At 66.1% G+C, this 24,625-nt stretch carries 31 protein-coding genes and 1 riboswitch; of the genes, 8 read left to right on the plus strand and 23 right to left on the minus strand.

The features are described 5' to 3' along the window. Nucleotides 1–172: 172 nt before the first annotated feature. The 13 genes from EWH21_RS21170 to nrdR all read right to left on the minus strand — a co-directional run bounded on the left by EWH21_RS21170 (nt 173) and on the right by nrdR (nt 10,049). Nucleotides 173–967: a cobalamin-binding protein gene (locus EWH21_RS21170; protein ID WP_134675793.1), complete on the minus strand. Its 795-nt coding sequence runs from the start codon at nt 965–967 to the stop codon at nt 173–175. Next, the gene (locus EWH21_RS21175; protein ID WP_037055817.1) at nt 967–1,380 is read right to left on the minus strand and encodes a hypothetical protein; all 414 of its coding nucleotides are present in this window, start codon (nt 1,378–1,380) and stop codon (nt 967–969) included. Before EWH21_RS21175 ends, EWH21_RS21170 begins: the two co-directional genes overlap by 1 nt. Continuing rightward, nucleotides 1,377–1,997 (minus strand): GTP cyclohydrolase II, encoded by a 621-nt coding sequence (ribA, locus tag EWH21_RS21180; RefSeq protein ID WP_037055814.1) that lies wholly within the window; start codon nt 1,995–1,997, stop codon nt 1,377–1,379. Before ribA ends, EWH21_RS21175 begins: the two co-directional genes overlap by 4 nt. Nucleotides 1,998–2,121: 124 nt before the next feature. Beyond that, a complete protein-coding gene (locus tag EWH21_RS21185; RefSeq protein ID WP_152489689.1) occupies nt 2,122–2,766 on the minus strand; it encodes a TIGR02281 family clan AA aspartic protease in 645 nt (214 codons plus the stop codon). Between the two features lie 18 nt (nt 2,767–2,784). Beyond that, on the minus strand, nt 2,785–3,519 hold the full coding sequence (locus EWH21_RS21190; RefSeq protein ID WP_037055809.1) for a transporter substrate-binding domain-containing protein: 735 nt from the start codon (nt 3,517–3,519) through the stop codon (nt 2,785–2,787). A 9-nt stretch (nt 3,520–3,528) separates the two neighbouring features. Further along, nucleotides 3,529–4,056 carry a phosphatidylglycerophosphatase A gene (locus EWH21_RS21195; RefSeq protein WP_037055806.1) on the minus strand — a complete coding sequence of 176 codons (528 nt, stop codon included), beginning with the start codon at nt 4,054–4,056 and terminating at the stop codon, nt 3,529–3,531. A gap of 15 nt (nt 4,057–4,071) precedes the next feature. Beyond that, nucleotides 4,072–5,025: a thiamine-phosphate kinase gene (gene thiL, locus EWH21_RS21200; protein ID WP_277699268.1), complete on the minus strand. Its 954-nt coding sequence runs from the start codon at nt 5,023–5,025 to the stop codon at nt 4,072–4,074. Nucleotides 5,026–5,070: 45 nt separating this feature from the next. Then, a complete protein-coding gene (nusB, locus tag EWH21_RS21205; RefSeq protein ID WP_037055802.1) occupies nt 5,071–5,550 on the minus strand; it encodes a transcription antitermination factor NusB in 480 nt (159 codons plus the stop codon). Next, the gene (gene ribE / locus EWH21_RS21210; RefSeq protein ID WP_012019761.1) at nt 5,547–6,023 is read right to left on the minus strand and encodes a 6,7-dimethyl-8-ribityllumazine synthase; all 477 of its coding nucleotides are present in this window, start codon (nt 6,021–6,023) and stop codon (nt 5,547–5,549) included. Before ribE ends, nusB begins: the two co-directional genes overlap by 4 nt. A gap of 258 nt (nt 6,024–6,281) precedes the next feature. After that, nucleotides 6,282–7,361, minus strand: a complete 1,080-nt coding sequence (gene ribBA / locus EWH21_RS21215; protein WP_037055800.1) for a bifunctional 3,4-dihydroxy-2-butanone-4-phosphate synthase/GTP cyclohydrolase II — start codon at nt 7,359–7,361, stop codon at nt 6,282–6,284. Between the two features lie 11 nt (nt 7,362–7,372). Next, nucleotides 7,373–8,035, minus strand: a complete 663-nt coding sequence (locus EWH21_RS21220; protein WP_037055799.1) for a riboflavin synthase — start codon at nt 8,033–8,035, stop codon at nt 7,373–7,375. Between the two features lie 126 nt (nt 8,036–8,161). Beyond that, nucleotides 8,162–8,316: riboswitch (FMN riboswitch) on the minus strand. A gap of 150 nt (nt 8,317–8,466) precedes the next feature. After that, on the minus strand, nt 8,467–9,585 hold the full coding sequence (ribD, locus tag EWH21_RS21225; protein ID WP_150606701.1) for a bifunctional diaminohydroxyphosphoribosylaminopyrimidine deaminase/5-amino-6-(5-phosphoribosylamino)uracil reductase RibD: 1,119 nt from the start codon (nt 9,583–9,585) through the stop codon (nt 8,467–8,469). Then, entirely contained in the window at nt 9,585–10,049 is a 465-nt protein-coding gene (gene nrdR, locus EWH21_RS21230; RefSeq protein WP_037055795.1) for a transcriptional regulator NrdR, read from the minus strand. The genes ribD and nrdR overlap by 1 nt, the downstream gene beginning before the upstream one ends. A gap of 101 nt (nt 10,050–10,150) precedes the next feature. Here nrdR and EWH21_RS21235 point away from each other — a divergent pair, with 101 nt between their 5' ends. From EWH21_RS21235 to trxA, 3 genes are read left to right on the plus strand one after another with little or no spacing between them, the layout of a single operon-like run. Next, on the plus strand, nt 10,151–10,585 hold the full coding sequence (locus EWH21_RS21235) for a hypothetical protein (protein WP_277699269.1): 435 nt from the start codon (nt 10,151–10,153) through the stop codon (nt 10,583–10,585). Next, nucleotides 10,582–11,241 (plus strand): 50S ribosomal protein L11 methyltransferase, encoded by a 660-nt coding sequence (locus EWH21_RS21240; RefSeq protein WP_277699270.1) that lies wholly within the window; start codon nt 10,582–10,584, stop codon nt 11,239–11,241. The genes EWH21_RS21235 and EWH21_RS21240 overlap by 4 nt, the downstream gene beginning before the upstream one ends. A 54-nt stretch (nt 11,242–11,295) precedes the next feature. Next, nucleotides 11,296–12,168, plus strand: coding sequence for a thioredoxin (trxA, locus tag EWH21_RS21245; protein ID WP_152489694.1), 873 nt, complete (start codon nt 11,296–11,298; stop codon nt 12,166–12,168). Nucleotides 12,169–12,226: 58 nt separating this feature from the next. Here trxA and EWH21_RS21250 read toward each other — a convergent pair whose 3' ends face one another. Then, a complete protein-coding gene (locus tag EWH21_RS21250; protein ID WP_047584876.1) occupies nt 12,227–12,574 on the minus strand; it encodes a hypothetical protein in 348 nt (115 codons plus the stop codon). A 113-nt stretch (nt 12,575–12,687) separates the two neighbouring features. On the opposite strand from EWH21_RS21250, the gene EWH21_RS21255 reads away from it, so the two are divergent. From EWH21_RS21255 to EWH21_RS21270, 4 genes are all read left to right on the plus strand, one after another. Further along, nucleotides 12,688–13,263 (plus strand): DUF2796 domain-containing protein, encoded by a 576-nt coding sequence (locus EWH21_RS21255; protein ID WP_277699271.1) that lies wholly within the window; start codon nt 12,688–12,690, stop codon nt 13,261–13,263. A gap of 111 nt (nt 13,264–13,374) precedes the next feature. After that, nucleotides 13,375–14,082: an ABC transporter ATP-binding protein gene (locus EWH21_RS21260; RefSeq protein ID WP_179554968.1), complete on the plus strand. Its 708-nt coding sequence runs from the start codon at nt 13,375–13,377 to the stop codon at nt 14,080–14,082. Between the two features lies 1 nt (nt 14,083). Continuing rightward, a complete protein-coding gene (locus tag EWH21_RS21265; RefSeq protein ID WP_152489697.1) occupies nt 14,084–15,349 on the plus strand; it encodes an ABC transporter permease in 1,266 nt (421 codons plus the stop codon). A gap of 58 nt (nt 15,350–15,407) precedes the next feature. Further along, a complete protein-coding gene (locus tag EWH21_RS21270; RefSeq protein ID WP_047584884.1) occupies nt 15,408–15,929 on the plus strand; it encodes a DUF3299 domain-containing protein in 522 nt (173 codons plus the stop codon). 105 nt (nt 15,930–16,034) lie between these two features. Here the strand turns inward: EWH21_RS21270 and EWH21_RS21275 are convergent, their stop codons facing one another. The 6 genes from EWH21_RS21275 to EWH21_RS21300 are packed head-to-tail and all read right to left on the minus strand — an operon-like array spanning nt 16,035 to nt 20,903. Beyond that, nucleotides 16,035–17,132: a tetratricopeptide repeat protein gene (locus EWH21_RS21275; protein WP_277699272.1), complete on the minus strand. Its 1,098-nt coding sequence runs from the start codon at nt 17,130–17,132 to the stop codon at nt 16,035–16,037. Between the two features lie 2 nt (nt 17,133–17,134). Beyond that, nucleotides 17,135–17,818 carry an energy transducer TonB gene (locus EWH21_RS21280; RefSeq protein WP_037055761.1) on the minus strand — a complete coding sequence of 228 codons (684 nt, stop codon included), beginning with the start codon at nt 17,816–17,818 and terminating at the stop codon, nt 17,135–17,137. After that, entirely contained in the window at nt 17,818–18,228 is a 411-nt protein-coding gene (locus EWH21_RS21285) for a biopolymer transporter ExbD (protein ID WP_003463247.1), read from the minus strand. Before EWH21_RS21285 ends, EWH21_RS21280 begins: the two co-directional genes overlap by 1 nt. A gap of 11 nt (nt 18,229–18,239) precedes the next feature. Further along, nucleotides 18,240–18,788: a MotA/TolQ/ExbB proton channel family protein gene (locus EWH21_RS21290; protein WP_037055760.1), complete on the minus strand. Its 549-nt coding sequence runs from the start codon at nt 18,786–18,788 to the stop codon at nt 18,240–18,242. Further along, on the minus strand, nt 18,781–20,133 hold the full coding sequence (locus EWH21_RS21295; RefSeq protein ID WP_277699273.1) for a MotA/TolQ/ExbB proton channel family protein: 1,353 nt from the start codon (nt 20,131–20,133) through the stop codon (nt 18,781–18,783). The genes EWH21_RS21290 and EWH21_RS21295 overlap by 8 nt, the downstream gene beginning before the upstream one ends. Continuing rightward, nucleotides 20,130–20,903, minus strand: a complete 774-nt coding sequence (locus tag EWH21_RS21300) for a DUF3450 domain-containing protein (RefSeq protein WP_047584896.1) — start codon at nt 20,901–20,903, stop codon at nt 20,130–20,132. The genes EWH21_RS21295 and EWH21_RS21300 overlap by 4 nt, the downstream gene beginning before the upstream one ends. Nucleotides 20,904–21,096: 193 nt before the next feature. On the opposite strand from EWH21_RS21300, the gene EWH21_RS21305 reads away from it, so the two are divergent. After that, entirely contained in the window at nt 21,097–21,780 is a 684-nt protein-coding gene (locus tag EWH21_RS21305; RefSeq protein ID WP_179554971.1) for an OmpW family outer membrane protein, read from the plus strand. A gap of 55 nt (nt 21,781–21,835) precedes the next feature. Here the strand turns inward: EWH21_RS21305 and EWH21_RS21310 are convergent, their stop codons facing one another. From EWH21_RS21310 to EWH21_RS21320, 3 genes are all read right to left on the minus strand, one after another. Further along, on the minus strand, nt 21,836–22,759 hold the full coding sequence (locus tag EWH21_RS21310; RefSeq protein ID WP_277699274.1) for an NAD-dependent epimerase/dehydratase family protein: 924 nt from the start codon (nt 22,757–22,759) through the stop codon (nt 21,836–21,838). Beyond that, nucleotides 22,752–23,636, minus strand: a complete 885-nt coding sequence (locus EWH21_RS21315; RefSeq protein ID WP_037055752.1) for a sugar nucleotide-binding protein — start codon at nt 23,634–23,636, stop codon at nt 22,752–22,754. The genes EWH21_RS21310 and EWH21_RS21315 overlap by 8 nt, the downstream gene beginning before the upstream one ends. A gap of 785 nt (nt 23,637–24,421) precedes the next feature. Further along, the coding region (locus EWH21_RS21320) for an IS3 family transposase (RefSeq protein ID WP_277699275.1) at nt 24,422–24,625 on the minus strand (204 nt) is incomplete at its 5' end.

Consider the following 24,625-nt stretch of genomic DNA (forward strand, 5'->3'; position numbering starts at 1 on the left):
CGGCGCCGAACGCCAATCTGGCAAGCGCCGATGAACGGGAGCGCCGCGTAACCCACCAGCGCTGGAGCACATGGCGGCGGTGGTGGGTTAGCGCCACATCGAGCGCAACCCACCCCAGCAATATCCACAGGCGGCCAAGCCTGCCTGCGGAAGCACTGCACATCCCGTGGCACTAACGCGCTCCGGCCATCCGCTCGCACAGCTGCTCGATCGCCCCGAGCATCTGCAGACTGGGCCGTTCCAGGCCCTTGTCCGGCACCGTCCATACCTGGCCCTGGCGCACGGCATGCAGCTGCGGCCAGGCCTGCCAGGCGCTTAGCTCGGCATTGCTGCCGCCCAGGATGATGTCCGGATCGCGCGCCAGCACGGCCTCCACGCTGACCTGCGGCGCAGGCTGTGGCAGCTCGGCGAAGAGGTTCCGTGCGCCGCACACCTGCAGCGCATCGCCGATCAACTGTTCGCCACCGATGGTGTACAGCGGCTGATGCCAGATCTGATAGAACACCGCCAGCGGTCGTTCGCGCCGATAGCGCTGACGCAGCGCCGCCAGCCGCTCGCGAAACTCGGCCGCCAGGCGCTCGCCCTGCTCCGCCCGGCCCACCCGCTGGCCAATCTGCACGAAGGCATCACCCAGCAGGTCGAGGCGGGCCGGTTCGATCACCAGCAGCGGGATGTCGAAACGCTGCAACTGCGCCTGCTGTGCCGGCGGCACGCTGCCCGGGGCGATCAGGATCAGGTCGGGGGCGAGCTGCAGCAGGCGCTCGAATTCGAGCTGACCATAACGGCCGACCGTCGGCAGATGGGCCACGCCGGCGGGCTGCTGTTCCCCTTCGAGCACACCGACCAGGCGGTCGCCAGCGCCCAGGTCGAGCATGATTTCGCTGAGCGAAGGCGCCAGGCTGATCACCCGCTCGGCAGCCGGCAGTGGTAGCGCCAGCACGCACAGGGTCAGCAGCAGCGCGCGCATCAGCCCAGTTGGCGGGGAATGCGATAGAGACAGTGCAGCACGATGGACGACAGCGCCAGCAGCATCAGGGGAATCGCCTCGAGCCCGGCGAGTACCGCCAGCGCCGCGATCCAGGCGGGCAACGCGGCAGCGAGCAGCGCGCGCAGGCGCACACGATCCAGCTCCAGCCAGGCAGCCGCTTCGTCATCGCTGTCGAGGGCCTTCTCGGTGGCCACCAGGGCGCGCTTGTAGGCGGCGAACAGCGGCAGGCTGACGAACATCGCGGCCAGGCCGGCGACGAACAGCGGCATGGTCAGCACCGTGGTGCTCCCGCCGCCGAACAGCAGGTTGAACACGACAAGCGGCGCCAGTGCGACGCCCAGCTGACGCCACCAGGCCAGCGCCAGGCGGCGCTTCACCTGGCCTCGGGTCACAGGCTTTCCTCGGTCTCGCCCTGGTGCTGGTTGCCCAGCATGTGGCCGAGCTTGCCGGCCTTGGTGGCGAGATAACGCTTGTTGTAGGGGTTGTGCGCGATCTGCAGCGGCACACGGTGATCCACGGCGATGCCCATGTCGCCCAGAGCTTTCACCTTGCGCGGGTTGTTGGTCATCAGCTTGAGGCTCTGGATGCCCAGGTGTTCGAGCATCGGCAGGCAGATCGCGTAGTCGCGCTGGTCGGCACCGAAGCCCAGGCGCTCGTTGGCCTCAACGGTATCGGCGCCACCGTCCTGCAGCTCATAGGCGCGAATCTTGTTCAGCAGGCCGATGCCACGGCCTTCCTGACGCAGATAGAGCAGCACGCCACGGCCTTCGTTGGCGATGGCCTGCAATGCCGCCTGCAGCTGAGCCCCGCAGTCGCAGCGCAGGCTGAACAGGGCGTCACCGGTCAGGCATTCGGAATGCAGCCGCCCCAGCACCGGTGCGCCGTCGGCCACTTCGCCGAAGGTCAGGGCGACGTGCTCCTTGCCGGTCGCTTCATCGAGGAAGCCGTGCATGGTGAACACACCGAAGGGGGTGGGCAGTTGGGAGGCGGCGACAAACACGACGGACACCGGATACTCCTAGCAATGAGTACGAAACAGGGCCGGCATTGTATCAGCAGCCCCCGCTGGCAGGTCAGTCAGAATTGCCGATCATCAGTATCGAGAGAAATGATCGACTATCCCGGCGCAGGGCTCAGTGCTTCGACTCCAGCACCAGCATGCCCTGCTCCTCGCGCCAGCCAACCCGTCCGAGGAAGCTCATGCCCAGCAGGGCATCGCTGGGCGCGCTGCCCTCGAGCACCACGGCCTCGACGCCAAGCACCTCAAGATCGCCGACCTTGACCCGATCGAGCGTCACCCGCCAGCCACGGGTGACGCCGCTGGCGGTGCTGACCTGCATGGGGCGCCCGGAAACCCGGTAGTCGATCCCCAGGCGCCTGGCATGCGCATCGTTGAGCGCGATGCTGGTGGCGCCGGTATCGACCAGGAACTGCACCGTCTGGCCGTTGACCGACCCCGCGACCCAGTAGTGGCCGCCAATGCCCTTGGCGATGCTCAGGCGCTTGCGCACCGGCTCGGCGAACCCGGCGCTGTATTCACGGCTGAGCGGATACATGCGTTCGACACCGTCCACGCGCAGCAACGCACCCTGTTTGTCGACATTGACCACCTGGACGCCGCCCGGGCCGGTCTGCCCGACGCGCACCATCTTGCGCTGGCCATCGACATTGAGCACCGCCGCCCCCGGAAACAGGCCGACCACCTGCACCTGCGAAGCAGCCCAGGCAAGGCCCGAGCACGACAGCACGAGGGCGACAAGACAGTGGCGTAGCAGCATGAGCAGTGGTCTCCCGGCTCAGTCGAATGGGTAAGGTTGATGCCAGTGCGTGAAGATCGGCCGCAGCTCACCACTGGCGATCAGCGCGGCCATGCGCCGGTCATACAGCTCGGCCAGGGCGTGACCACGCGGTGTGTCGGCAAAGCCGAGGAACAACGGCAGGCGGGTAAGCTCGGTCAGGCGATAACGCTCCGGATGGCTGGCAGCCTTGAGCACGTACTCGGCCTCGGGACGCGCATCGATGTAGAAGTCCGCATGCCCGAGGTCGAGCATGCCGAGAATACCGCCACGCCGCTGCACTTCCCGGTAATCGTGCACATTCGGCAGATATTCCTGATATTCGTAGCCACGCACCCAGACCAGCCGGTACTGGCCGAGGCTCTCCAGCGTCGGCACCGGCTTGTCCTCGAGGCTCAGCGCGACGATACGGTCGGTGTCGTAATGGTGCTTGGGGTAGAACACCCTGTCCTCGACCTCATCGCGGTAGGAACCGACCCAGGCATCGGCCTCATTGCGTTGCACCAGCCCCACCGAACGGGTGTAGGGCACGCTGTGGATGGCCAGGCTCACGCCCTCCGGCTCGAAGACCTTGCGCATGATGTCCCAGCCCAGGCCCGTACCATCCGCCTCGGTGTACGCCTCCCAGACCTCGCTGGCCAGACGTATCTCGTGCGGCAGATCATCCCGAGCCTGGGCGCAGGTCATGCTGCCCAGCATCAGCAGCAGGCACAGCCATCCGTGTCTAATCCGCATCGCAGCCCCTCAGAAACCCAGCACGGCCCCATACCTGTCCCAGCCCCAGACCAGTCCCTGCATGGCCAGCCAGGCGAACACCCCGGCGATGATGTCGTCGAGCATGATGCCCACGCCACCGTGCACGTGGCGGTCGATCCAGCGGATCGGCCAGGGTTTGACGATGTCGAACAGGCGGAACATGAGAAAGCCTAGCAGCAACCAGAGCCAACCCTCGGGCACCAGCCAGAGGGTGATCCACATGCCGACCATTTCGTCCCAGACGATGCCCTCGTGGTCATGCACACGCAGGTCGTCGGCGACCTTGCCGCACAGCCAGAAGCCGAACAGCATGGTCACCCCGAGCATCAGCCAGTAGCCCCAGTCGGGCAGCATCTGCCACAGCGGCACGAACGGCAGCGCCACCAGCGAGCCCCAGGTGCCAGGCGCCTTGGGCAGGGTTCCGGAGCCGAAGCCGAAGGCGATGAAATGCCAGGGATTGCGCCATACCGAGGGCGGCACGTATTCGGCGGGAACCTGGTTGGGGTGATCGGTCACGCGCACTCCGTCCTGTCAGAAATGTTGGTAGCCGCCACGTGGCGACTCGATGGGCTGGCCGTTCGCATCCAGCAACTGCACGCCACTGCCCGCCAGCACGCGGCCGATGGCCCGTACCTCGGGCCAGTCTGCCTGCAGCTCGTCGAACAAGGCTGGCGGTAGGGTAAAGGCCAGGCGGTAGTCGTCGCCACCACTTAGCGCGCAGACCCGCGCCTGCTGCTCGCCGGCGAAAGCACGCAGCGGCGCCGACAATGGCAGCCGCTCCAGTTCGATCTGCAAGGCGACCTGCGACGCGCTGGCGATGTGTCCGCAATCGGCGAGCAGGCCATCGGAGATATCCAGCGCCGCCGTGGCACGCCCGCGCAGCGCCTGGCCGAGGGCCAGCTGCGGCTGCGGTGACCAGTAGCGGGCCAGCAACGCTGCGCCACTGTCGTCCCCCGCCTCGCGCTGCCCGAGCACCAGCGGCAAGGCACCGGCGGCATCGCCCAGCTCACCGCCTACGCAGAGCAGGTCGCCGACCTGTGCGCCGCTGCGCAGTAGCGCCTGCCCGGCCGGCACGCGGCCGAACACGGTCAGTGTCAGGCTCAGCGGCCCGCGCGTGGTGTCGCCACCGACCAGCGCCAGCGCGCAGTCCTGCGCCATGACCTGCAGGCCACGGGCGAAGTCGGCCAGCCAGGCATCGCAGGCATCCGGCAGGGTGATGGCGAGGGTGAACGCCAGTGGCGTAGCGCCCATGGCGGCCAGGTCACTGGCAGACACGGCCAGCGCGCGCTGGCCGAGCAGGAAGGCATCGCAGGCCTCGGGGAAGTGCACCCCGGCAACCAGCGTGTCGGTGGAGATCGCCAGCTGTTCGCCGGCAGGCACGCTCAGCAGCGCGCAGTCATCACCGATGCCGCGCACCACGCCATCACCCTGTCGGGCACACAGGGCGCTGGCGAAGTAGCGGCGGATCAGCTCGAACTCACCCACAGTGCATTCCCCATGGGCGCGCCCAAGCCACTGCCAGCGTCATGATCAGCGCTTGTTGGCGTTGACTTCGGCGGCACGCAGCTTGGGTGCGAGCTTGTCGAGGATGCCGTTGACGAACTTGTGCCCGTCGGTGGCACCGAACACCTTGGCCAGCTCGATCCCCTCGTTGATCACCACCTTGTAGGGGACGTCAACGCGGTTCTTCAGCTCGTAGGTGGACAGCCGCAGGATGGCCAGTTCGACCGGATCGATCTCTTCCAGCGGGCGGTCGAGCAGCGGCGTGAAGGCCTCGTCCAGTTCGGTCTTCTGCCGCGGCACGCCGTGCAGGATCTCGTGGAAGTAGGCGCCATCGACCTTGCTGAAGTCGTTGTCGACGCGAAACTGCGCTTCGATCTCGTTCAGCGGCTGCCCGGCGATATGCCAGGAGTAGAGGGCCTGCATGGCCAGGGTACGAGCTTCGCGACGCGCGAGGATCTTGCCGCTCGGCCCCTTCTTGGCCGGCTGGCCGTTAGCGGAATTGCTCACTTGGCCTCCAACTGCGCCAGCAGGCTGACCATTTCCAGGGCAGACAGCGCAGCTTCGGCACCCTTGTTACCCGCTTTGGTGCCGGAACGTTCGATGGCTTGTTCGATGGAATCGACGGTCAGCACGCCGAAGGCGACCGGCACGCCGTATTCCATGGAAACCTGGGCCAGACCCTTGGTGCACTCGCCGGCGACGTATTCGAAGTGCGGAGTACCGCCACGGATCACCGCGCCAAGGGCGATGATGGCCGCGTACTCGCCACGCTGGGCGACCTTCTGGGTGACCAGCGGGATCTCGAAGGCACCCGGTGCGCGGATGATGGTGATGTCGCTCTCGCTCACGCCGTGGCGGACCAGGGCATCGATGGCGCCGCTAACCAGGCTCTCGACGACGAAGCTGTTGAAACGGCCTACCACCAGGGCGTATTTGCCCTTGGGGGCGATGAAGGTACCTTCGATGGTCTTCAGGGTCATGACAGGTCTCACATGGGTTAAAGAGCCGGAGCGTCGCGCGCTCCGAAAACGAATTCGTTGATCAGCGTAGCCCGGATGCCATCCGGAGCCAGTGTGCCGATGTCCCCGGATGGCATCCGGGCTACAAGTCTTAGCTCCCCTCTCCATTCATGGGGGAGGGGCTGTGGGAGAGCACATGCTGTGCAGCCCTCTCCCGCCCTGCGGGCACCCTCCCCCAGCGGGAGAGGGTCATCGGATGCGGCTCTGTCGAGCCGCTTCTTATTTAGCCGGCAGGTATTCTACAACCTCGAGATCGAAGCCGGATATCGCGTTGAACTTCATCGGTGAGCTCATCAAGCGCATCTTGCGCACGCCGAGGTCACGCAGGATCTGCGAACCGGCACCGACGGTGCTGTAGGTCGCCGGATTGGCAGGCTGCTGGCGGCTGATCAGCGCCAGCAGTTCCGGCCCGGTCATCGGGTTGCCCAGCAGCAGCACCACACCGCTACCAGCCTTGGCGACCTCGGCCATGGCCGCACGCATGCTCCAGCGCCCCGGCTGATTGACCATGAACAGGTCACGCAGCGGGTCCATGTTGTGCACCCGCACCAGGGTCGGTTCCTCGGCACAGATGGTTCCCAGGGTCAGCGCCATGTGCGCGGTGTTCTCCACGCCATCGCGGTAGGTCACCAGGTTGAACTGACCCAGCTCGGTGTCCAGCGGTTGCTCGCTGATGCGCTCGACGGTGCGCTCGTGGATCAGGCGATAGTGGATCAGGTCGGCGATGGTGCCGATCTTGAGACCGTGCTCCTCGGCGAACTTCTCCAGCTCCGGACGACGCGCCATGGTGCCGTCTTCGTTCATGATCTCGCAGATCACGCCGCTCGGCTCGAACCCGCCCATGCGCGCCAGGTCGCAGGCTGCCTCGGTGTGGCCGGCACGCGCCAGCACCCCACCGGGCTGCGCCATCAGCGGGAAGATGTGACCGGGGCTGACGATGTCCTCGGCCACGGCGCTGCGGGCCACCGCGGCCTGCACGGTACGAGCGCGGTCGGCTGCGGAGATGCCGGTGGTCACGCCTTCGGCGGCCTCGATGGAGACGGTGAACTTGGTGCCGAAACCGGAACCGTTGCGCGGAGCCATCAGCGGCAGGTTGAGCAACTCGCAGCGCTCGCGGGTCATCGGCATGCAGATCAGGCCACGGGCGAAGCGGGCCATGAAGTTGATGTGCTCGGCCGTGACGCACTCGGAGGCGATGATGATGTCGCCTTCGTTCTCGCGGTCCTCGTCATCCATGAGGATGACCATCTTGCCGGCGCGGATGTCTTCGATCAGTTCTTCAGCGGTATTCAGGGCCATGGTGGCGCATCTCACTTGTTCAGGTAGCCGTGTTCGGCGAGAAAGCTTTCGGTCAGGCCCGAGGCCTTGGGTTCGGCGGCCTTGTCGCCGAGCAGCAGGCGCTCCAGGTAACGCGCCAGCAGGTCCACCTCGAGGTTGACCTTACGCCCGGCCTGGTAGTCGACCATGATGGTCTCGGCCAGGGTATGCGGGACGATGGTCAGCTCGAACTCGGCGCCGTCGACCGCATTGACGGTCAGGCTGGTGCCGTCGACGGTGATCGAGCCCTTGTGCGCGATGTACTTAGCCAGCTCGCGCGGCGCGCGCACCTTGAACTGCACGGCGCGGGCGTTATCGGCGCGGGCGACGATCTCGCCGACACCGTCGACATGACCGCTGACCAGATGCCCGCCAAGGCGGCTGGTAGGCGTCAGCGCCTTTTCCAGGTTGACGGCGCTGCCGGGCTTCAGGTCGACGAAGGCGGTGCGCGCCAGGGTCTCGCGGCTGACATCGGCCCAGAAGCCGTCGCCGGGGAGTTCCACGGCGGTCAGGCAGACGCCGTTGACGGCGATGCTGTCGCCGAGCTTGACGTCGCCGAGGTCGAGCTTGCCGGTGGCCACGTAGACGCGCACGTCGCCGCCCTTGGGCGTCATGGCGCGGATGCTGCCGATGGCTTCGATTATGCCGGTGAACATGCGCCCTCCGGTTTCACGTTGAAGATGGTGCTGAACAGCATGGACGAACTCCTGTTTTGGTCAAAAACAGGGCAATGCCGATCGATAGGGATTTCGCGGACACGCACGAGGCGCCCGTGGAGGGAATCCCGCTCTCTCTTTATCCGGACTATACCGTCGGCCCCGGAATCGCACCGGGTCTGCTGGACCTCGCACGGCAGGTGCCGTGGCGAGCGCTCGCGGGCTAGGTTCTGCGAACCATTACCGCCGGTGGGGAATTGCGCCCCGCCCTGAGAACGTTGCGGCCAAGCGAATGGCCGCGTGGCGTTTTACCATAACGAAGCCGCTGCCGGCTACAGAGCGCCCGCTCGTGGACGCCCACGTGCTGCCCAGGCAGGCCCCACACAGGCGCCGAGCGCGCATTCCCGCCAGGCGTGGAACGGGCTCGCCGCCTAAGGCTGGCGCTCGGGAACGGCCGTGACCTGCCAGTCGTCGCCCACCGCGCGGATATCCAGGATCTTCAACTGCGGCGCCTCGGCCATGCGGTTGAGCGGCAGTTCGAGCAGCGGGCGCGCGCTGGAACCCAGCAACTTGGGGGCCATGAAGATGCGGTACTCATCCACCAGCCCGGCCCGCGCGAAGGCGCCGGCGAGACGCGGCCCGGCCTCGACCAGGACCTCGTTGACACCGCGCGCCGCCAGCTCCAGCAACAGCTTGCGCAGGTCGACATGACCATTGCTGCCGGGCACGGCCAGCAGCTCATGCCCTTCGGCGAGATAACGATCGCGTGCGGTGGCGGCGGCGCAGGTCGCCACCAGCGCCGGGCCGACCTGGAAGAATGCCTTGCTCAGCGGCACCCGCAGACGCCCGTCGACCAGCACGCGCAGCGGCGGACGACGCTGCGCCAGCGCCGTCAGCTCTGCGCCCAGGCCCAGTTCGTCGGCGCGTACGGTCAGCCGCGCGTCATCGGCCAGCAGTGTATCGGCGCCGCTCAGCACCACGCTGGCCTGCGCGCGCAGGCGCTGCACCTCGGCGCGCGCCGACGGCCCGGTGATCCACTGGCTCTCGCCACTGGCCATGGCCGTGCGCCCGTCCAGACTCATCGCCAGCTTGACCCGCACGAACGGCAAGCCCTGCTCCATGCGTTTGATGAAGCCGGCATTCAGCGCCCGCGCCTCGCTCTCCAGCACACCGCAACTGACCGCGATACCCGCCTCGGCCAGACGCCGTAGACCGTTGCCTGCCACTTGCGGGTTGGGGTCCTGCATGGCCGCCACGACCCGGCCGACGCCAGCGGCGATCAACCCGTCGGCGCAGGGCGGCGTGCGCCCATGGTGGCTGCAGGGCTCCAGCGTGACGTAGGCCGTGGCACCGCGCGCCTTGTCGCCGGCCTGGCGCAACGCGTGCACCTCGGCGTGGGGCTCGCCGGCACGGGCATGCCAGCCCTCGCCGACGATCCGCCCGTCCTGCACGATGACGCAGCCGACCCGTGGGTTGGGATGAGTGGAGTAAAGCCCCTTGCGCGCCAGCTTCAGTGCCCGCGCCATGAACAGATGATCGCGCTCGCTCATCAGCTTTTCGACGGCTCACGAGCCAGGCGCTCGATTTCTTCGCGGAACTCGTTGAGGTCCTGGAAGCGTCGATAGACCGACGCGAAGCGGATGTAGGCCACCTCGTCGAGCTTGCTCAGCTCGCTCATCACCAGCTCGCCGAGCACCAGCGACTTCACTTCGCGCTCGCCGGTGGCACGCAGTTGCTGCTTGATACGGGCGATGGCCTCTTCCAGCCGCTCGACGCTGACCGGACGCTTCTCCAGCGCACGCTGCATGCCGGCACGCAGCTTCTCCTCGTCGAACGGCTGCCGGCTGCCGTCCTGCTTGATCAGGCGCGGCATCACCAGTTCGGCGGTTTCGAAGGTGGTAAAGCGCTCACCGCAGGCCACGCATTCGCGACGGCGGCGAACCTGGTCGCCCTCGGCGACCAGACGGGAATCGATGACCTTGGTGTCGTTGGCATCACAGAACGGACAGTGCATGGCAGGCGCGGGCTGATGGCGGTAAAGGCGCCATGGTAGCGCATAGAAGCAGCAAGACAAATTAAGCTATAGGGGCGCCCGCACGAGATATCGAGGATGTGATGACCCGCTACCGCAACCCCTTAGTTCTGGCCCTGAGCGGCCTGCTGGTCGCTTGCGCCAGCGAGCAGCCGGCAGTGCCGGCCCCCGCCCCCGAGACGGACGCGCCTCCCGCCAGCGTCGCCACGCCAACACCCGCCCTGCGCGGGCAACTGCTGGGTGTCGCTCAGGGTGCCGATGTGGAGCTGGCGCTGCTGGCCATCGACCTCAGCGGGCGGCCGAGCGCACTGCTCGGGCAGGCGCACCTGCGGGGCGACGGCCAGGCGCTGCCGTTCCACCTGCCACTGAGCGTCGTGCCGCCCAGCCAGACGCAGCGCGTGGAACTGCGTGGCCGCGTCAGCCAGGCCGGGCGCCTGGTGCAGCGCCTGCCGGCACGCGCCATCACCCACCTGCACGACCAGGACCTCGGCCCCCTGCACCTGGTGCCGGCACCATGAACGCCCCACAGGCTCTGCAACAGGCCCTCGGCGAACTGCTCGGCGACGCCCGCCTGGTCGCCGAAACGCTGCCCGGCAGCGAGATCGCCCTGTGGCTGATCGATGCCAGCAACATGGACCGAGCCTTCAACGCCGAAGAGACCCGGCGCATCCTCGAGGAGCCGCCCTACTGGTGCTTCTGCTGGGCCAGCGGCCTGGTGCTGGCGCGCTGGCTGGCCGAACGCCCCGAGTGGGTGCGCGGCAAGCGCGTGCTGGACTTTGGCGCCGGCTCAGGCGTCGCCGCCATCGCGGCGGCCAAGGCCGGGGCTGCGGAGGTGGTGGCCTGCGACCTCGACCCGCTGGCGCTGGCCGCCTGCCGCGCCAACGCCGCGCTCAACGGGGTGACGCTCAGCTACTCCGCGGACTTCTTCGCCGAAGCGGATCGCTTCGACCTGATCCTGGTCGCCGACGTACTCTACGACCGCGCCAACCTGCCACTGCTCGATCATTTCCTCAGTCGCGGGCACCAGGCCCTGGTGGCCGACTCACGGGTCAAGGACTTCCAGCACCCGCTCTATCGCCGCCTGGCGCTGCTCGATGGCTGTACCTGGCCGGATCTGGCCGAGCCCGCCGAGTTCCGCGAAGTCAGCCTGTACCACGCGACCCGCCCCTTGTAACCGGGCCTCACCGCCCGCATTAATAGACTATTGCCTGCCCTTGCGAGACCGAACATGAGCGACTCCCCTTACATCTTCGACATTTCCGGCGCTGCCAGCTTCGAGCAACTGGTCATCGAGAACTCCTTCCACAAACCGGTGCTGGTGGACTTCTGGGCCGAGTGGTGCGCGCCCTGCAAGGCGCTGATGCCGATGCTGGCGAAGATCACCGAGGAATATGCCGGCGAGTTGCTGCTGGCCAAGGTCAACTGCGATATCGAGCAGGACATCGTCATGCGCTTCGGTATCCGCAGCCTGCCGACCGTGGTGCTGTTCAAGGACGGCCAGCCGGTGGACGGCTTCGCCGGTGCCCAGCCGGAAGCGGCGATTCGGGAAATGCTCAAGCCGCACGTGGCCGAGCCGGCGCCCGCCGCCGCCGACCCCATGGAAGCCGCCCAGGCGCTGTTCAGCGAAGGCCGTTTCGCCGAGACCGAGGCCCTGCTCAAGCAGGTGCTGACCGAGGACAACGAGCATGCTGCCGCCCTGATTCTCTACGCCCGCTGCCTGGCCGAACGCGGTGAACTGGGTGAAGCCGAAGCCGTGCTCAACGCCGTGAAAGGCGACGAGCACAAGCAGGCTCTGGCAGGCGCCAAGGCCCAGCTGACCTTCCTGCGCCAGGCTGCCGACCTGCCGGAAGTCGCCACCCTGAAGAGCCGCCTGGCACAGAACGCGGAGGACGACGAAGCGGTGTACCAGCTGGCGGTGCAGCAACTGGCCCGCCAGCAGTACGAGGCCGCGCTGGATGCCCTGCTCAGGCTGTTCGTGCGCAACCGCAGCTACCAGGACGGCCTGCCGCACAAGACCCTGCTACAGGTGTTCGACCTGCTCGGCGGCGACCATCCGCTGGTCACCGCCTACCGCCGCAAGCTGTACCAGGCGATCTACTGAGAGCAGCTGCAAGCCTCGAGCCGCAAGCGGAATCAGGAGCCATACGTCTTCTTGCAGCTTACCGCTGCTCCTGCCAGTGATAGATCGGCGCATCCGCGCCGGTCTCCATGCGAATCTGCTCGCAGTGGCGCAGGCGTACCAGCAAGCGCTTGCCCGCAGCCTCGCCCCCTGCCAGCGCCGCCAACTGCGCCAGCAACCTCGGTCCTTCGACCTGCCCGGCATCGCGCACCAGTTGCAATGCGGTCTGCCACAGGGCGTCCGCCGCTTCGACCGGGGCGGCTGACGGCCCCTCAGCGGCGACGGGCGCGACAGCGACACGCTGCGCCAGCTGCGCCCAGTCCTCGGCATCCAGCTCCAGCGTCAGGTCCACTGGCCAATCCCCGATCCGCCCACGGATACGCACCATACTCACCCTCCCATTCGAAGCCGACATGCTCCCATGACGACGACAGGCTGGCCAGCCGAGCAATAAAGTTGTTATAACGTAACAACTTTATTGCCCTCACGCCGGAGACTCCCATGCGCCACCTGCTGCTCGCCCTGCCCTTCGCCCTGTTGCCCCTGGTCGCCGCCCAGGCCCACGAGCATGACCATGACGAACACGCCCATGACAGCCTGGGTGCCCATGAACATGGTGTCGCCAGCCTGAACGTGGCACTGGACGGCAACCTGCTGGAGCTGCAGCTGGAAAGCCCGGCCATGAACCTGGTCGGTTTCGAGCATGCCGCCAAGAGCGAGGCCGACAAAGCCAAGGTCGCGGCGACCAAGCGTGAGCTGGAGCAGCCCATCGGCCTGTTCGCCCTGGCCAGCGGTGACTGCAAGACCCGCGAGGTGGAACTGGAAAGCCCGCTGTTCGGCGACGCGGACCACGAGCACGAGCACGAGCACGAGCATCATGAGCATGAAGGCGAGCACAGCGATATCCAGGCCTTCTATCGCTTCGAATGCGCCAGCAGCGCCAAACTGCAGCAACTGGATCTCAGCGAACTGTTCAAGCGTTTCCCCGCGACCGAGAAGATTCAGGTACAACTGATCGGCCCGAACGGCCAGCAAGGGATGCAACTGACACCGGCACAACCGCGTCTGAGTTTCTGACGCCACGTCCCGTTGCAGGAGCGAGCCCTGTTCGCCGCGCCGTTGCCATTGGCCCGTTCGAGCGCACGGCTCGCTCCTCGCTGAGCGCATTTTCCCGACACGCAGCAGACCATGACCCAACCTCTGATCGAACTCGCCAACCTCGGCTTCGCCTGGCCCGGACAAGCGCAGTTGCTGGACATCCCCGACTTCACCCTGGCGCGCGGTGAAACCCTGTTCCTCAAAGGCCCGAGCGGCAGCGGCAAGACCACGCTGCTCGGCCTGCTCGGCGGCGTGCAGCGCGCCCAGAGCGGTCACATCCGCCTGCTGGGACAGGACCTCGCACAGCTCTCCGCCGCCGCGCGCGACCGTTTCCGCGTCGACCACACCGGCTACATCTTCCAGCAGTTCAACCTGCTGCCGTTTCTTTCGGTACGCGAAAACGTCGAGCTGCCCTGTCGCTTCTCGCGCCAGCGCGCCGAACGCGCGCAACAGCGCCACGGCAGCATCGATGCGGCCGCCACGGCACTGCTCGAACACCTGGGCCTGCGCGCCGATCTGCTCGGGCGTCGCGCGGACGAGCTGTCGATCGGCCAGCAGCAACGCGTCGCGGCGGCCCGCGCCCTGATCGGCCAGCCGGAGCTGGTCATCGCCGATGAACCCACCTCGGCGCTGGACTTCGACGCCCGCGAAGCCTTTCTCCAGCTGCTGTTCGCCGAATGCCGCGCCGCAGGCGCCAGCCTGTTGTTCGTCAGCCATGACCAGAGCCTGGCCGCGCTGTTCGACCGCAATGTCTCGCTGAGCGAGCTGAACCGCGCCGCCAAGCCCGTCGAGGTCTGAGATGCACCTGATTCGTATCGCCCTGGCCAGCCTGGCCAACCGCCGCTTCACCGCCCTGCTCACGGTGTTCGCCATCGCCCTGTCGGTCTGCCTGCTGCTGGCTGTCGAGCGCGTACGCACCGAGGCCCGCGCCAGCTTCGCCAGCACCATCAGCGGTACCGACCTGATCGTCGGCGCCCGTTCCGGCAGCGTGAACCTGCTGCTGTACTCGGTATTCCGCATCGGCAACGCCACCAACAACATCCGCTGGGACAGCTTCGAGCACTTCGCCAATCATCGCCAGGTGAAATGGGCCATCCCCATTTCCCTCGGCGACTCACACCGGGGCTACCGGGTGATGGGCACCAGCGGCGCCTATTTCGACCACTACCGCTATGCCCGCAGCCAGTCGTTGCGGCTGGCCCAGGGCCGCACCTTCGCCGACGATCCGTTCGAGGTGGTACTGGGCGCCGAAGTGGCACAAGCGCTGGGCTACGGCCTCGGCGAGAAGATCGTGCTGGCCCATGGCGTCGCCACCATCAGCCTGGTCAAGCACGATGACAAGCCCTTCACCGTGGTCGGCATCCTCGAGCGGACCGGCACCCCCGTCGACCGCACCCTGCACATCTCGCTGGCGGGCATGGAGGCCTTGCACGTCGACTGGCAGAACGGCATGCCGGCCCGTGGCGATGCGCGAGTGAGTGCCGATCAGGCACGCGCCATGGACCTGCAACCCAAGCAGATCACCGCCTTCATGCTCGGCCTCAACAGCAAGATCGCCACCTTCAGCCTGCAACGCGAGATCAACGAGTTCCGTGGCGAGCCGATGCTGGCGATCCTGCCCGGGGTGGCGCTGCAAGAGCTGTGGAGCCTGATGGGCACCGCCGAGCAGGCACTGTTCGTGGTGTCGCTGTTCGTCGTGCTGACCGGCCTGATCGGCATGCTCACGGCGATTCTCACCAGCCTCAACGAACGTCGCCGGGAGATGGCCATTCTGCGCTCGGTCGGTGCCCGCCCCTGGCATATCGCCAGCCTGCTGGTGCTGGAGGCCTTCGCCCTGGCCCTCGCCGGCGTGCTGTTCGGTCTCGCCCTGCTGTACCTGGGCATCGCCCTCGCTCAGGGCCATGTGCAGGCCAACTACGGCCTGTACCTGGCACTCAGTGCTCCAACGGGCTACGAATGGAAATTGCTCGGGGGCATCCTCCTCGCCGCCCTGCTGATGGGCAGCGTGCCCGCCTGGCGCGCCTACCGGCAGTCACTGGCCGACGGCCTGTCGATCAGGCTCTGAGGCCAAACAGGGGGCGTCTGGCGTACACTGCGCGGGCGCCCCTGAAACGAGGTTCTTCATGTCCCGCCCCCTGCTCGCCACCCTGCTGCTGACCCTGGCACTGCCACTGGCCGCCGCCGAGGTGCGCGAACTCACCTGGTCCGAACTGATTCCGCCCAACGCCCCGCCGCAGATTGTCGACCCGGCGCCCATCCACGACCTCTCGCAGCTGGCGGATGCCCTGTCCGAGTCGGGCCCGGCCGCCACGCAGCAGGCGCCGGCAGCACCGGTGGTGAAGGAGCTCAACGGGCAGAAGGTCAAGTTGCCAGGCTACATCGTACCGCTCGACGTCACCGATGAAGGGCGGGTCGTGGAATTCCTGCTGGTGCCTTACTTCGGTGCCTGCATCCACGTACCGCCACCGCCGTCGAACCAGATCGTGCATGTCACCAGTGAGCTCGGCGTGCTGCTCGATGCGCTGTACCAGCCGTTCTGGGTCGAGGGACCGATGAAGGTGGAGCACGTCACCAGCGAACTGGCCGAGGTCGGCTACCAGATGGAAGCGGACAAGATCTACGCCTACGAACTGCCCGACAGTTGATCCGGAGCGGTTGTAGGAGCGGCTTCAGCCGCGAAATGAACGACGGACAGATCCCGGACATGAAAAAGCCAGACATCGCGTCTGGCTTTTTCATGTCCGTCAGCATCAGCCACGACTGGCGACGCGATTGTCTCGCTCGAAGCGCAGCTCGCTTTCTGCCCACTGCCGCCAGGAGCGCACCTTGGACCGCTCGGCGCCGTTGCGCTCGGCACGCGCCAGCGCCTCCAGGCCAGCCTGCCAGCGCGACTGCTCCAGTTCCAGCTGCGCCACGTACAGCCAGTGCTTGCCGTTGCCGCTGCGCTCGGCCAGCGGCCGCAGCACACGCACGGCGGCGACGCGGTCACGCGCCTGCCACCAGAACAGCCCCAGGCGCTCCTGACGGGCAGCCGTGTTGGCCAGCAGGCCACTGTCGAGCATGCCCTTGAGCAGCTTCGCGCCCTGCCAGGGCTGGTCGGCAGCGCCTGCCAGCAGCACCAGGTTGTCCAGTTCCGACTCGCTGAAACGCAGGCCCTTGCTGTGCGCCGCACGCAGGGTGGCCAGGGCCTTGTCGTTGCTGCCAGCCATCTGCTGCAGACCAGCCAGCTGGCGCCAACCCTTGGCATCGTCCGGTTTGCGCGCCAGCAACTGGCGCTGCCAGCGCACGGCCTGGGCATAACGCTTCAGATCGGCATTGGCGCCCACCAGGAACTGCAGCCAGATGTCCGCAGCACGCGGGTTGGCCTGCACGTAGCGTTCTGCCAGCGGCAGCGCCTTGGCTGGCTGGTTCATGCCCTGATAGGCCTGCACCAGCATCTGCAGCACTTCCTCGGAGGCACTGCCCTGACCCGGCGCCAGCAGCTCGACGACCTTGGCGTAGCGCCGCTCGCCCAGGTTGAGCTTGGCCAGGTTGAGGCGTTCGACGACCAGCATCTCGTCGTCCAGCTTGCCGCTGCGGACCGCCTTGTCCAGCCAGTCGATGGCCTGCGCGTTGTTGCCCGCCGACCAGGCCACATAGGCCTTGCTGCGCCAGATCAACGCCTCCTCGAGGCTGCCGCCAGACGCCTTGACCGCGTCCAGTGCCTTGCGGGCCGCCGCGTAGTCGCCTTTCTGCTGCGCGACCTGCGCACTGTTCAGGGCACGGAAAACGGCCGGGTCGACGGTTTGCTGGGCCATGCCGGGCACGGCCGTAGCACTGAGCATCACGAGCAACAACCAACGGTACATGGTCAGCTCCTTTCCAGTCGGAAGTAGAGGGTTTTCACCGCTTCGCGATCCACCGCGAGACCGCCCTCGGTCCGAGGTGCGAAGCGCCAGCGTGCCGCGGCCCGACGCGCTTCGCGCTCGAACACGTTACGGGGGCTGGCTTCCAGCACGCGGATGTTCTCCACGCTGCCGGCGCGATTGATGGTGAAAGCCAGTTTGACGAAACCTTCGATACCACGGCGCAGGGCGTGATCCGGGTACTTAGGACGCACGTCATTGAGCGGCATGACTTCGCTTTCCATACCGCCCATCTGCCCGCCCGACTCGCTGGCATTGCTCGGAGGGGTCGGTGCCGGCGCGCCCGGAGCCAGCCCGGACAGGCTCGGTGCCGGCGCGCTGTTGACGGCGATACCGCTGGCCAGGCTGGGTAGCTGGATGTCCAGCGCCGGCAGGTTGGCATTCGGCGTGGCCGTCTGCGGGGTCGGCGGCGTGGGCGGTTGCGGGGTCTGCGGTTGCGGTGGCTGGGGCGCCTGCTGGCGAGTGCGGCTGGCCGTCTCGCTGGCGTTGCCATCCATGCGCACGAAGTTGGCCACGCTGACCGGGTCCTGGCTGACCTTCGCGCTGGGCGGTGCAACCATGTAGAGCATCAGGGCGAACAGCCCCAGGGCCATCAGGCAGGCACCGAGAAACGACAGCGGCAGGCGCATCAGTTGACTCCGCTACCGGCAGCCAGGGCGACGTCCTGCACACCGGCCAGACGCGCCTGATCCATCACCTGGACCACCAGACCGGTGCGTGCGTCCTGGTCGGCCTGCACCACCACCGCGCCATCCGGCTGGTCGACGCGCATGCGCTCGACGTGCGCACGCACGCTGCGGATGTCCACGGGTTGCTTGTCCATCCAGATCTGCCCGTCGGCCGTGACGGCGATGAGGATGTTGCCCTTGTCCTGCGGGCTGGCGGTTTCCGCCTGCGGGCGCTGGACCTCGACCCCGGACTCACGAATGAAGGAGCTGGTGACGATGAAGAAGATCAGCATGATGAAGACCACGTCGAGCATCGGCGTAAGGTCGATGCCGGTGTCTTCGTCCTGCTGGTGGTGGCGACGCATTCTCATGTTGGGCGATCTCAGTCGTGACGCAGCTGGTCGGCCAGCCGCTCGATGGCCTGGCTGGCTTCGCGCTCGAGGCGCGCCAGGCTGAACAATCCGGGAATGGCCAGGACCATGCCGGCCATGGTCGGCAGGGTCGCCTGCCAGACGCCTGCGGCCATGCCGCGCGGGTTACCGGTGCCGTTGAGGGCAAGCACGTCGAACACCGCGATCATGCCCAGCACGGTGCCGAGCAGGCCCAGCAGCGGATACAACGCCACCAGGGTCTTGCCCAGGCGCAATGGCGCCGCCAGCTGCTGGCGCGCCTGCGCCAGCCAGGCCAGGCGCACGGCGCGCTGCCAGTTGCCGTTGTCGTCCGCCAGCACCTGCTGCCAGGCCTCGCGGCGCTCGTGGACCCAGAGCGGGAAGATCCTGCGCATGTACCAGAAGCGCTCGAACACCAGGGTCCAGAACAGGATGCAGAGCACCGCCAGCGCCCACATCACCACGCCACCGGCGCTCATGAAGTCGAGCAGCGCATAGGCGCTGTCGACCGCACGCAGCCAGAAGGCGAACAGATCAGTCACGGCGCGACGCTCCCGACAGGTGCAGGGCGATCAGGCCCGCGCTCTGCTGCTCCAGAACCTGGATCAGCCCCTTGCTGCGGCTGGCCAGCAGGCTGTGCAGGAACAGCAGCGGGATCGCCACCACCAGGCCCAGCACGGTGGTCACCAGTGCCTGGGAAATACCATCGGCCATCAGGCGCGAGTCCCCGCCACCACCACTCTGGGTGATGGCCTGGAAGGTCACGATCATGCCGGTCACGGTGCCCAGCAGCCCCAGCAGCGGGGCAACGGCGGCCAGCAGCTTGAGCAGGCCCTGGCCTTTCTCCAGCGGCGGCGTTTCCTGGAGGATCGCCTCGTCCAGTTTCAGCTCCAGGGTTTCCAGGTCGGCCAGCTGCGGCTTGGCGCCCAGCACGCCGATCACCCGCCCGAGCGGATTGTCGTCACGCGGCGCGCTGAGGTCATGCATCTGCGCCTTGACGCCACTGCCCACGCGCGCCAGATAGACCATCCGCCACAGCGCCAGCAGCAGGCCCAGGCCGCCCAGCACGACGATCACCCAACCGACCAGGCCGCCCTGCTGCAGGCGATCCCACAACGTCGGCTGCTGCTGCAGCTGCGCCAGCAGGCTGCCACGGCTCGGATCGACAGGCAGGGTCGCCAGCGCCTCGGTGCTGCTCAGATAATCCTCGACCTGTCCCAGGCCCGACGGCTGACGTGGCGGAGCGACCAGCTGCCCGGCGTCGGCGTCGTAACGCAGGAAGGCATCCTCGCCATAGGCGCCGAAGGTGCCGACACGCAGCACCTGCTGCTCCTGGCGCGAACCATCGGCATTGACCACCGGCAGCGTCACGCGCTCGATGCGGCCACTGGCGGCCAGGTCTTCGAGCAGCAGCATCCAGTAGCTGTCGAGGTCATCGGCGGACGGCAGCGAACGGCTCTCGGCCAGTGCCTTGAGACGCTTCAGGCGCTCCGGGTACTGCGCGTTGAGCAGGCTGTCCTGCCATTGACCGGCAACATCCCCGGCGCTCTGGCGGACCACGCCGAACAATTCACCCAGGTGGCCGACACGCTGGGCCAGCAGTTTCTCCTGCTCGGCCAGTTCGGCCTCCTGGCGGTCGAATTCGGCCTTCAGGCGTTCGCTCTCGGTCTTCTGCGCATTCAGCGCGGAACGAGCGCTCGCGAGCAGTTGCGCCTGCTCGCTGCGCTTGGCCAGAAAGGCCTGCTCGCGCAGTTGCATGGCGCTGGCTTCGGCCGCACGCTCGCTGCGAATGCGCTGCAGCAGTTGATCGGGACTCAGGGTTTCGGCCACGGCGGCCAATGCTGGCAACAGGCTGAGCGCCAGTACGGCTACAACACGACGACTCATTGTGCGGCCTCCTCGGCCAGGGTCTTGATCGGCAGGGACAGCACGGCAGGCGCCTGCTGCTGGCGGGCGATGGCGATGGCCTGGGTCAGCGGACGTCGAGCACCGCCGTCGAGCACCTGCCAGGCCTTGGCCTGCGGGTTCCACCAGCCGCTCTCGTGCGCATCCAGGGTCTGGTAATACAGCATGCTGCGGCCAAGACGGAGGAACTCGACGCTGCGCGAGCTGCCGTCGGCCTGGCTCAGCTCGCCGCGCCAGGCTTCCAGGGTGCGACCATAGTCACTTTCGATCTGATAGGCCTCGAGGATGCGGCGGTACTTGTCGGCCAGGCTGACGTCGGCACGCGGCAGCAGGTCCTTGAGCTGGGCCAGGCGATCCTCACGCTCCTCCGGCAGGAACGGCAGGTCGGCGGCGATGAACTCGCCCAGCACCTCGACCATCCTGACCATCTGCGGGCTCACCGCCTCCTGAGTACGTTCGATGCCGTCGAGCTGCTTCTGGTAGCTGGCCAGCTCCTGGCGCTGGGCGTCGACCAGGTCGCGCAGCTGACTGTTATAACCTTTCAAAGCTTCAGCCTGCTGCAAGGCATTGCGGTACTCATTGAGCATCTCGCGGCTGGCATCATCCAGCTGCTCGACGCGGCCCTGGGAGGCCTTGGCCTCGGCGGCCAGACGCTGGCTTTCGTCCAGCGCGGCATCCAGCGGCGCAGCAGCCAGCGAGCCGCTCGCCAACAACAGGGCGACGGCCAGGGAACGGAGGGGGAAGCGATTCATGCGCAGGGGGTCCTCGACAGACAGGCTTGCTTCAAAAAGAGAAACATTATCATCTAGAGATGCATTCTAAGCAATGGGACAAAGCTCCGTGGCAGAGCCCACCGATCTATTGAGCCAGGTCAAAAAGCGAATTGTTGCTTGGCTTAGCATTGATTCCAGCCAAAGACACAACCGACTCGAACTGGAGCTCGCTATGTACAAGTCACTGTTCACTGCCTCACTGCTGGCCCTCGCCATCGCTGCCCCCGTCGCTCAGGCCCACCAGGCTGGCGACATCATCGTTCGTGCCGGTGCCATCACCGTTGATCCGCACGAAGACAGCGGCAACATCGATCACGCCGTTCTGGGCAAGGTCGCCGGCAGCGGCGCTACGCTGAACAGCGACACCCAGCTGGGCCTGAACTTCGCCTACATGGTCACCGACAATTTCGGTATCGAACTGCTGGCTGCCACCCCGTTCAGCCATGACGTCGGCGTGAAAGGCATGCCGGGTGCCTTCGCCGGTCTGAATGGCAAGCTGGGCAGCCTCAAGCACCTGCCGCCGACCATCAGCGCCATCTACTACCCGCTGGACAAGAGCTCTGCCTTCCAGCCGTATGTCGGCGTCGGCATCAACTACACCTGGTTCTTCGATACCGAGCTGAGCAGCGAAGCCGAAGGCAAGGGCTTCAGCGGCCTGGACATGAAGGACTCCTGGGGTCTGGCCGGGCAGATCGGCATGGACTACATGCTGAGCGACAACCTGATGCTCAACGCCCAGGTGCGCTATATCGATATCGACACCACCGGCACCACCTACCTGGCCGGCGACAAGGTCAAGGTGGACGTGGACGTCGACCCCTTCGTCTACATGGTGGGTCTGGGTTACAAGTTCTGATAACCCCGGGCAAAAGAAAAAGCCGGCTTTCGCCGGCTTTTTCTTTTCCTCCTGCTCAGAGCCCGAGCAACAGTCGCAGCCCTTCGCGCAAGGGCGTCTGTTCCGGCATCACGTAGTGCGCCTGCAGGCGCGAATTGTCGGCCCGCGAATGGCGGATATCGCCAGCCCGTGCCGGCAGGTGCGTCACCTGTGGCAGGCCGCCGTACAGCGTGCCGATCTCGGCCAGCAGCTGGTTGAGGCTGACCGCCTGGCTCCAGCCGACGTTGACCGGTTCGAGCACTGCCTGCTGGTTGAGCAGGCCCTGCATCAGCAACGCGACCAGATCGCCCACATAGAAGAAATCGCGCGTCTGCTCGCCATCGCCGAAGACGCTGATCGGCAGACCCTGCTGCGCACGCTGGGTAAAGATGCTGATCACCCCGGAATACGGCGAGGACGGATCCTGGCGCGGCCCGAAGATATTGAAGAAACGAAACACCGCCGGCTCCAGGCCATGCTGGCGACGATAGAAATCGAGGTAATGCTCGCCGGCCAGCTTGTCCGAGGCGTAGGGCGTCAACGGCGCCTTGGCGGTGGCTTCGTCGATCGCCACGCCCTCGCCATTGTTGCCGTAGATGGCCGCGCTGGAAGCGTAGACGACACGCCGCACGCCCTGCTGGCGCATGGCCTCGCAGACGTTCAGGGTACCGATGAAATTGCTCTGGTGCGTCGCGACAGGGTCATCCACCGAGGCCTGTACCGAGGCCACCGCCGCCAGGTGCGCGACACCTGCACAGCCAGCGACGGCTTCGGCGACGATCTGCGCGTCGGCCACGTCGCCCTCGATGAAGCACAGGCGCGGGTTGTCCAGCGGCAGATTGCTGCGCTTGCCCATGGACAGGTTGTCCAGCACCCGCACGTCATGACCGGCCGCAAGCAGTGCGTCGACCAGATTCGAGCCGATGAAGCCGGCCCCGCCCGTTACGAGAAATTCAGCCATGGCGATAGTAGCGATCCAGTAGGTTGGACAGACCCGCACGCCAGGCGCGCGGCTTGATACCGAAAGTGTGAAGAATCTTCTTGCAGGCCAGTACCGCATGCTGCGGTTCATCGGCGGCATCCGGGCGAGCGGCATGGGCTTGCGCCGATACGTCCTCGACCAGGTTGCTGCGGTAGTTGCGCGCCTCCGTCAGCACCGCCTGCCCCAGGCTCAGCGACGTGCTCGCCTCGTGCCCGCCATAGTGGTAGGTGCCCCACAGCGGCGACTCGCAATCGAGCTGCTTGAGCACGGCGAGAATCACCCGCGCGGCGTCGTCCACCGGCGTCGGGTTGCCGCGCCGATCATCGGCCAGGAACAAGGCGTCGTCACGCTCTGCACGCAGCAGGAAACGCCCCAGGCGGCCCTCGCGACTGTCATCGAGCAGCCAGCCGAAGCGCAGCAGCACATGCCGCGGGCAGATCGCCCGCACGCTCTGCTCCAGGCGCCACAGGGCCTGGCCGCGCACGCCGAGGGGGATGGGTTCTTCCTTCTCGCTGTAGGCCGTCACCCGCGAGCCGTCGAACACCCGGTAGCTGGAAGGTTGCAAGAGAACGATGGAATGGTGCTGGCACAGCTCGGCCAGACGCTCCACCGCACGCTCCTGGGTCGCCAGGCGCGGCTCGGCGACCGACTCGGCCTGGAACCAGTCGAAGTAGTACGCCAGGTTGATCAGCGCGTCAGGACGCGTGTCGTCGAGCAGGTCGGTCAGGCTCGCGGCATCCCAACCATTCTCCGGCGGCCTGGGCGCGAGGAAGCCAATGTCCTCCTCGGCACCCAGACGGATCAGCGCTTGCCCCAGGGCACTGCCGCCGCCCAGCAGCATCAGGCGCATTCGCATAGGCTAGAGCCCGCTCCGCTTAGAACGGTTCTGTATACATGGAGAGCGTAAACAGGTCGAATACCCTTTGAAAATCAAGGCCTTGGACACACATAACGATCTCCGAACAGAAAAAATGTAAATAAGCCCCCTGCAACGGGACGGGTTGTTTACATTTTGCTTGTTTCAGCAGCGGCCGTCACCCTGTAAAGCAGTGCCATCCCAATCGTGGAGGGGGCCAGACGCTCATCCCCACAGGCCGACTCATGCAAATCAATGGCTCCCAGCGGATCTAGCTGAGGAGCCCTCAAGGGACGCTGCCCGCGAACGTGGCACAAAGCTCAACTGTTGCTGCGCTCGCCCTCCTCATATCCTTTGATAAAACGCATGAGGAGACACCATGGATAATCATCTTCGTAAATGCTTGAAACATGCACGCGAGTCGAACTTCATCAGCGTGCCTCAGGCCGCCTACTGGGCGGGAGTGAAAGACCGCACATGGAGATCGTATGAATCGACCTTTGACTCATCATCAAGAAATCCAACGCACCGCTCTCTCTGGTGCTTCTTTCACCGTTCAGGCATAGCCATTCCGCCTGAACTGAAAGATTACATTTTTAAATCTGAGTCTGGGCAAACCCTATCCATCACAGCCTACAAAGGGGGAGTAGGAAAGTCCCCAATAACTGTTGCTGTAGCCTCCTGCCTGGTCCAGCGCGGATTCAAGGTAGCCATTGTGACCAACGACCCCGTTTATACGTGCAAAATTGAGAAAGGAGATAGCCCAGTGAATCGCCCCAGGTTTCCTAGACACTCTCCAAGCTCTGAAAATAGCGCTTTTCATACTCCACTGGCGATAGCTGCATAGCGCTGCTGTGCCGGTGCTTGGGGTTATAAAACATCTCGATGTAATCGAACACATCACTGCGAGCTTCTTCGCGGGTGCTGTAGGTTTTCCGTCGGATGCGCTCCCGCTTCAGTAACTGGAAAAAGCTCTCCGCGACCGCGTT

The organism is Pseudomonas sp. REST10 (genome assembly GCF_029542605.1).
GTDB classification, from domain to species: domain Bacteria; phylum Pseudomonadota; class Gammaproteobacteria; order Pseudomonadales; family Pseudomonadaceae; genus Aquipseudomonas; species Aquipseudomonas khazarica.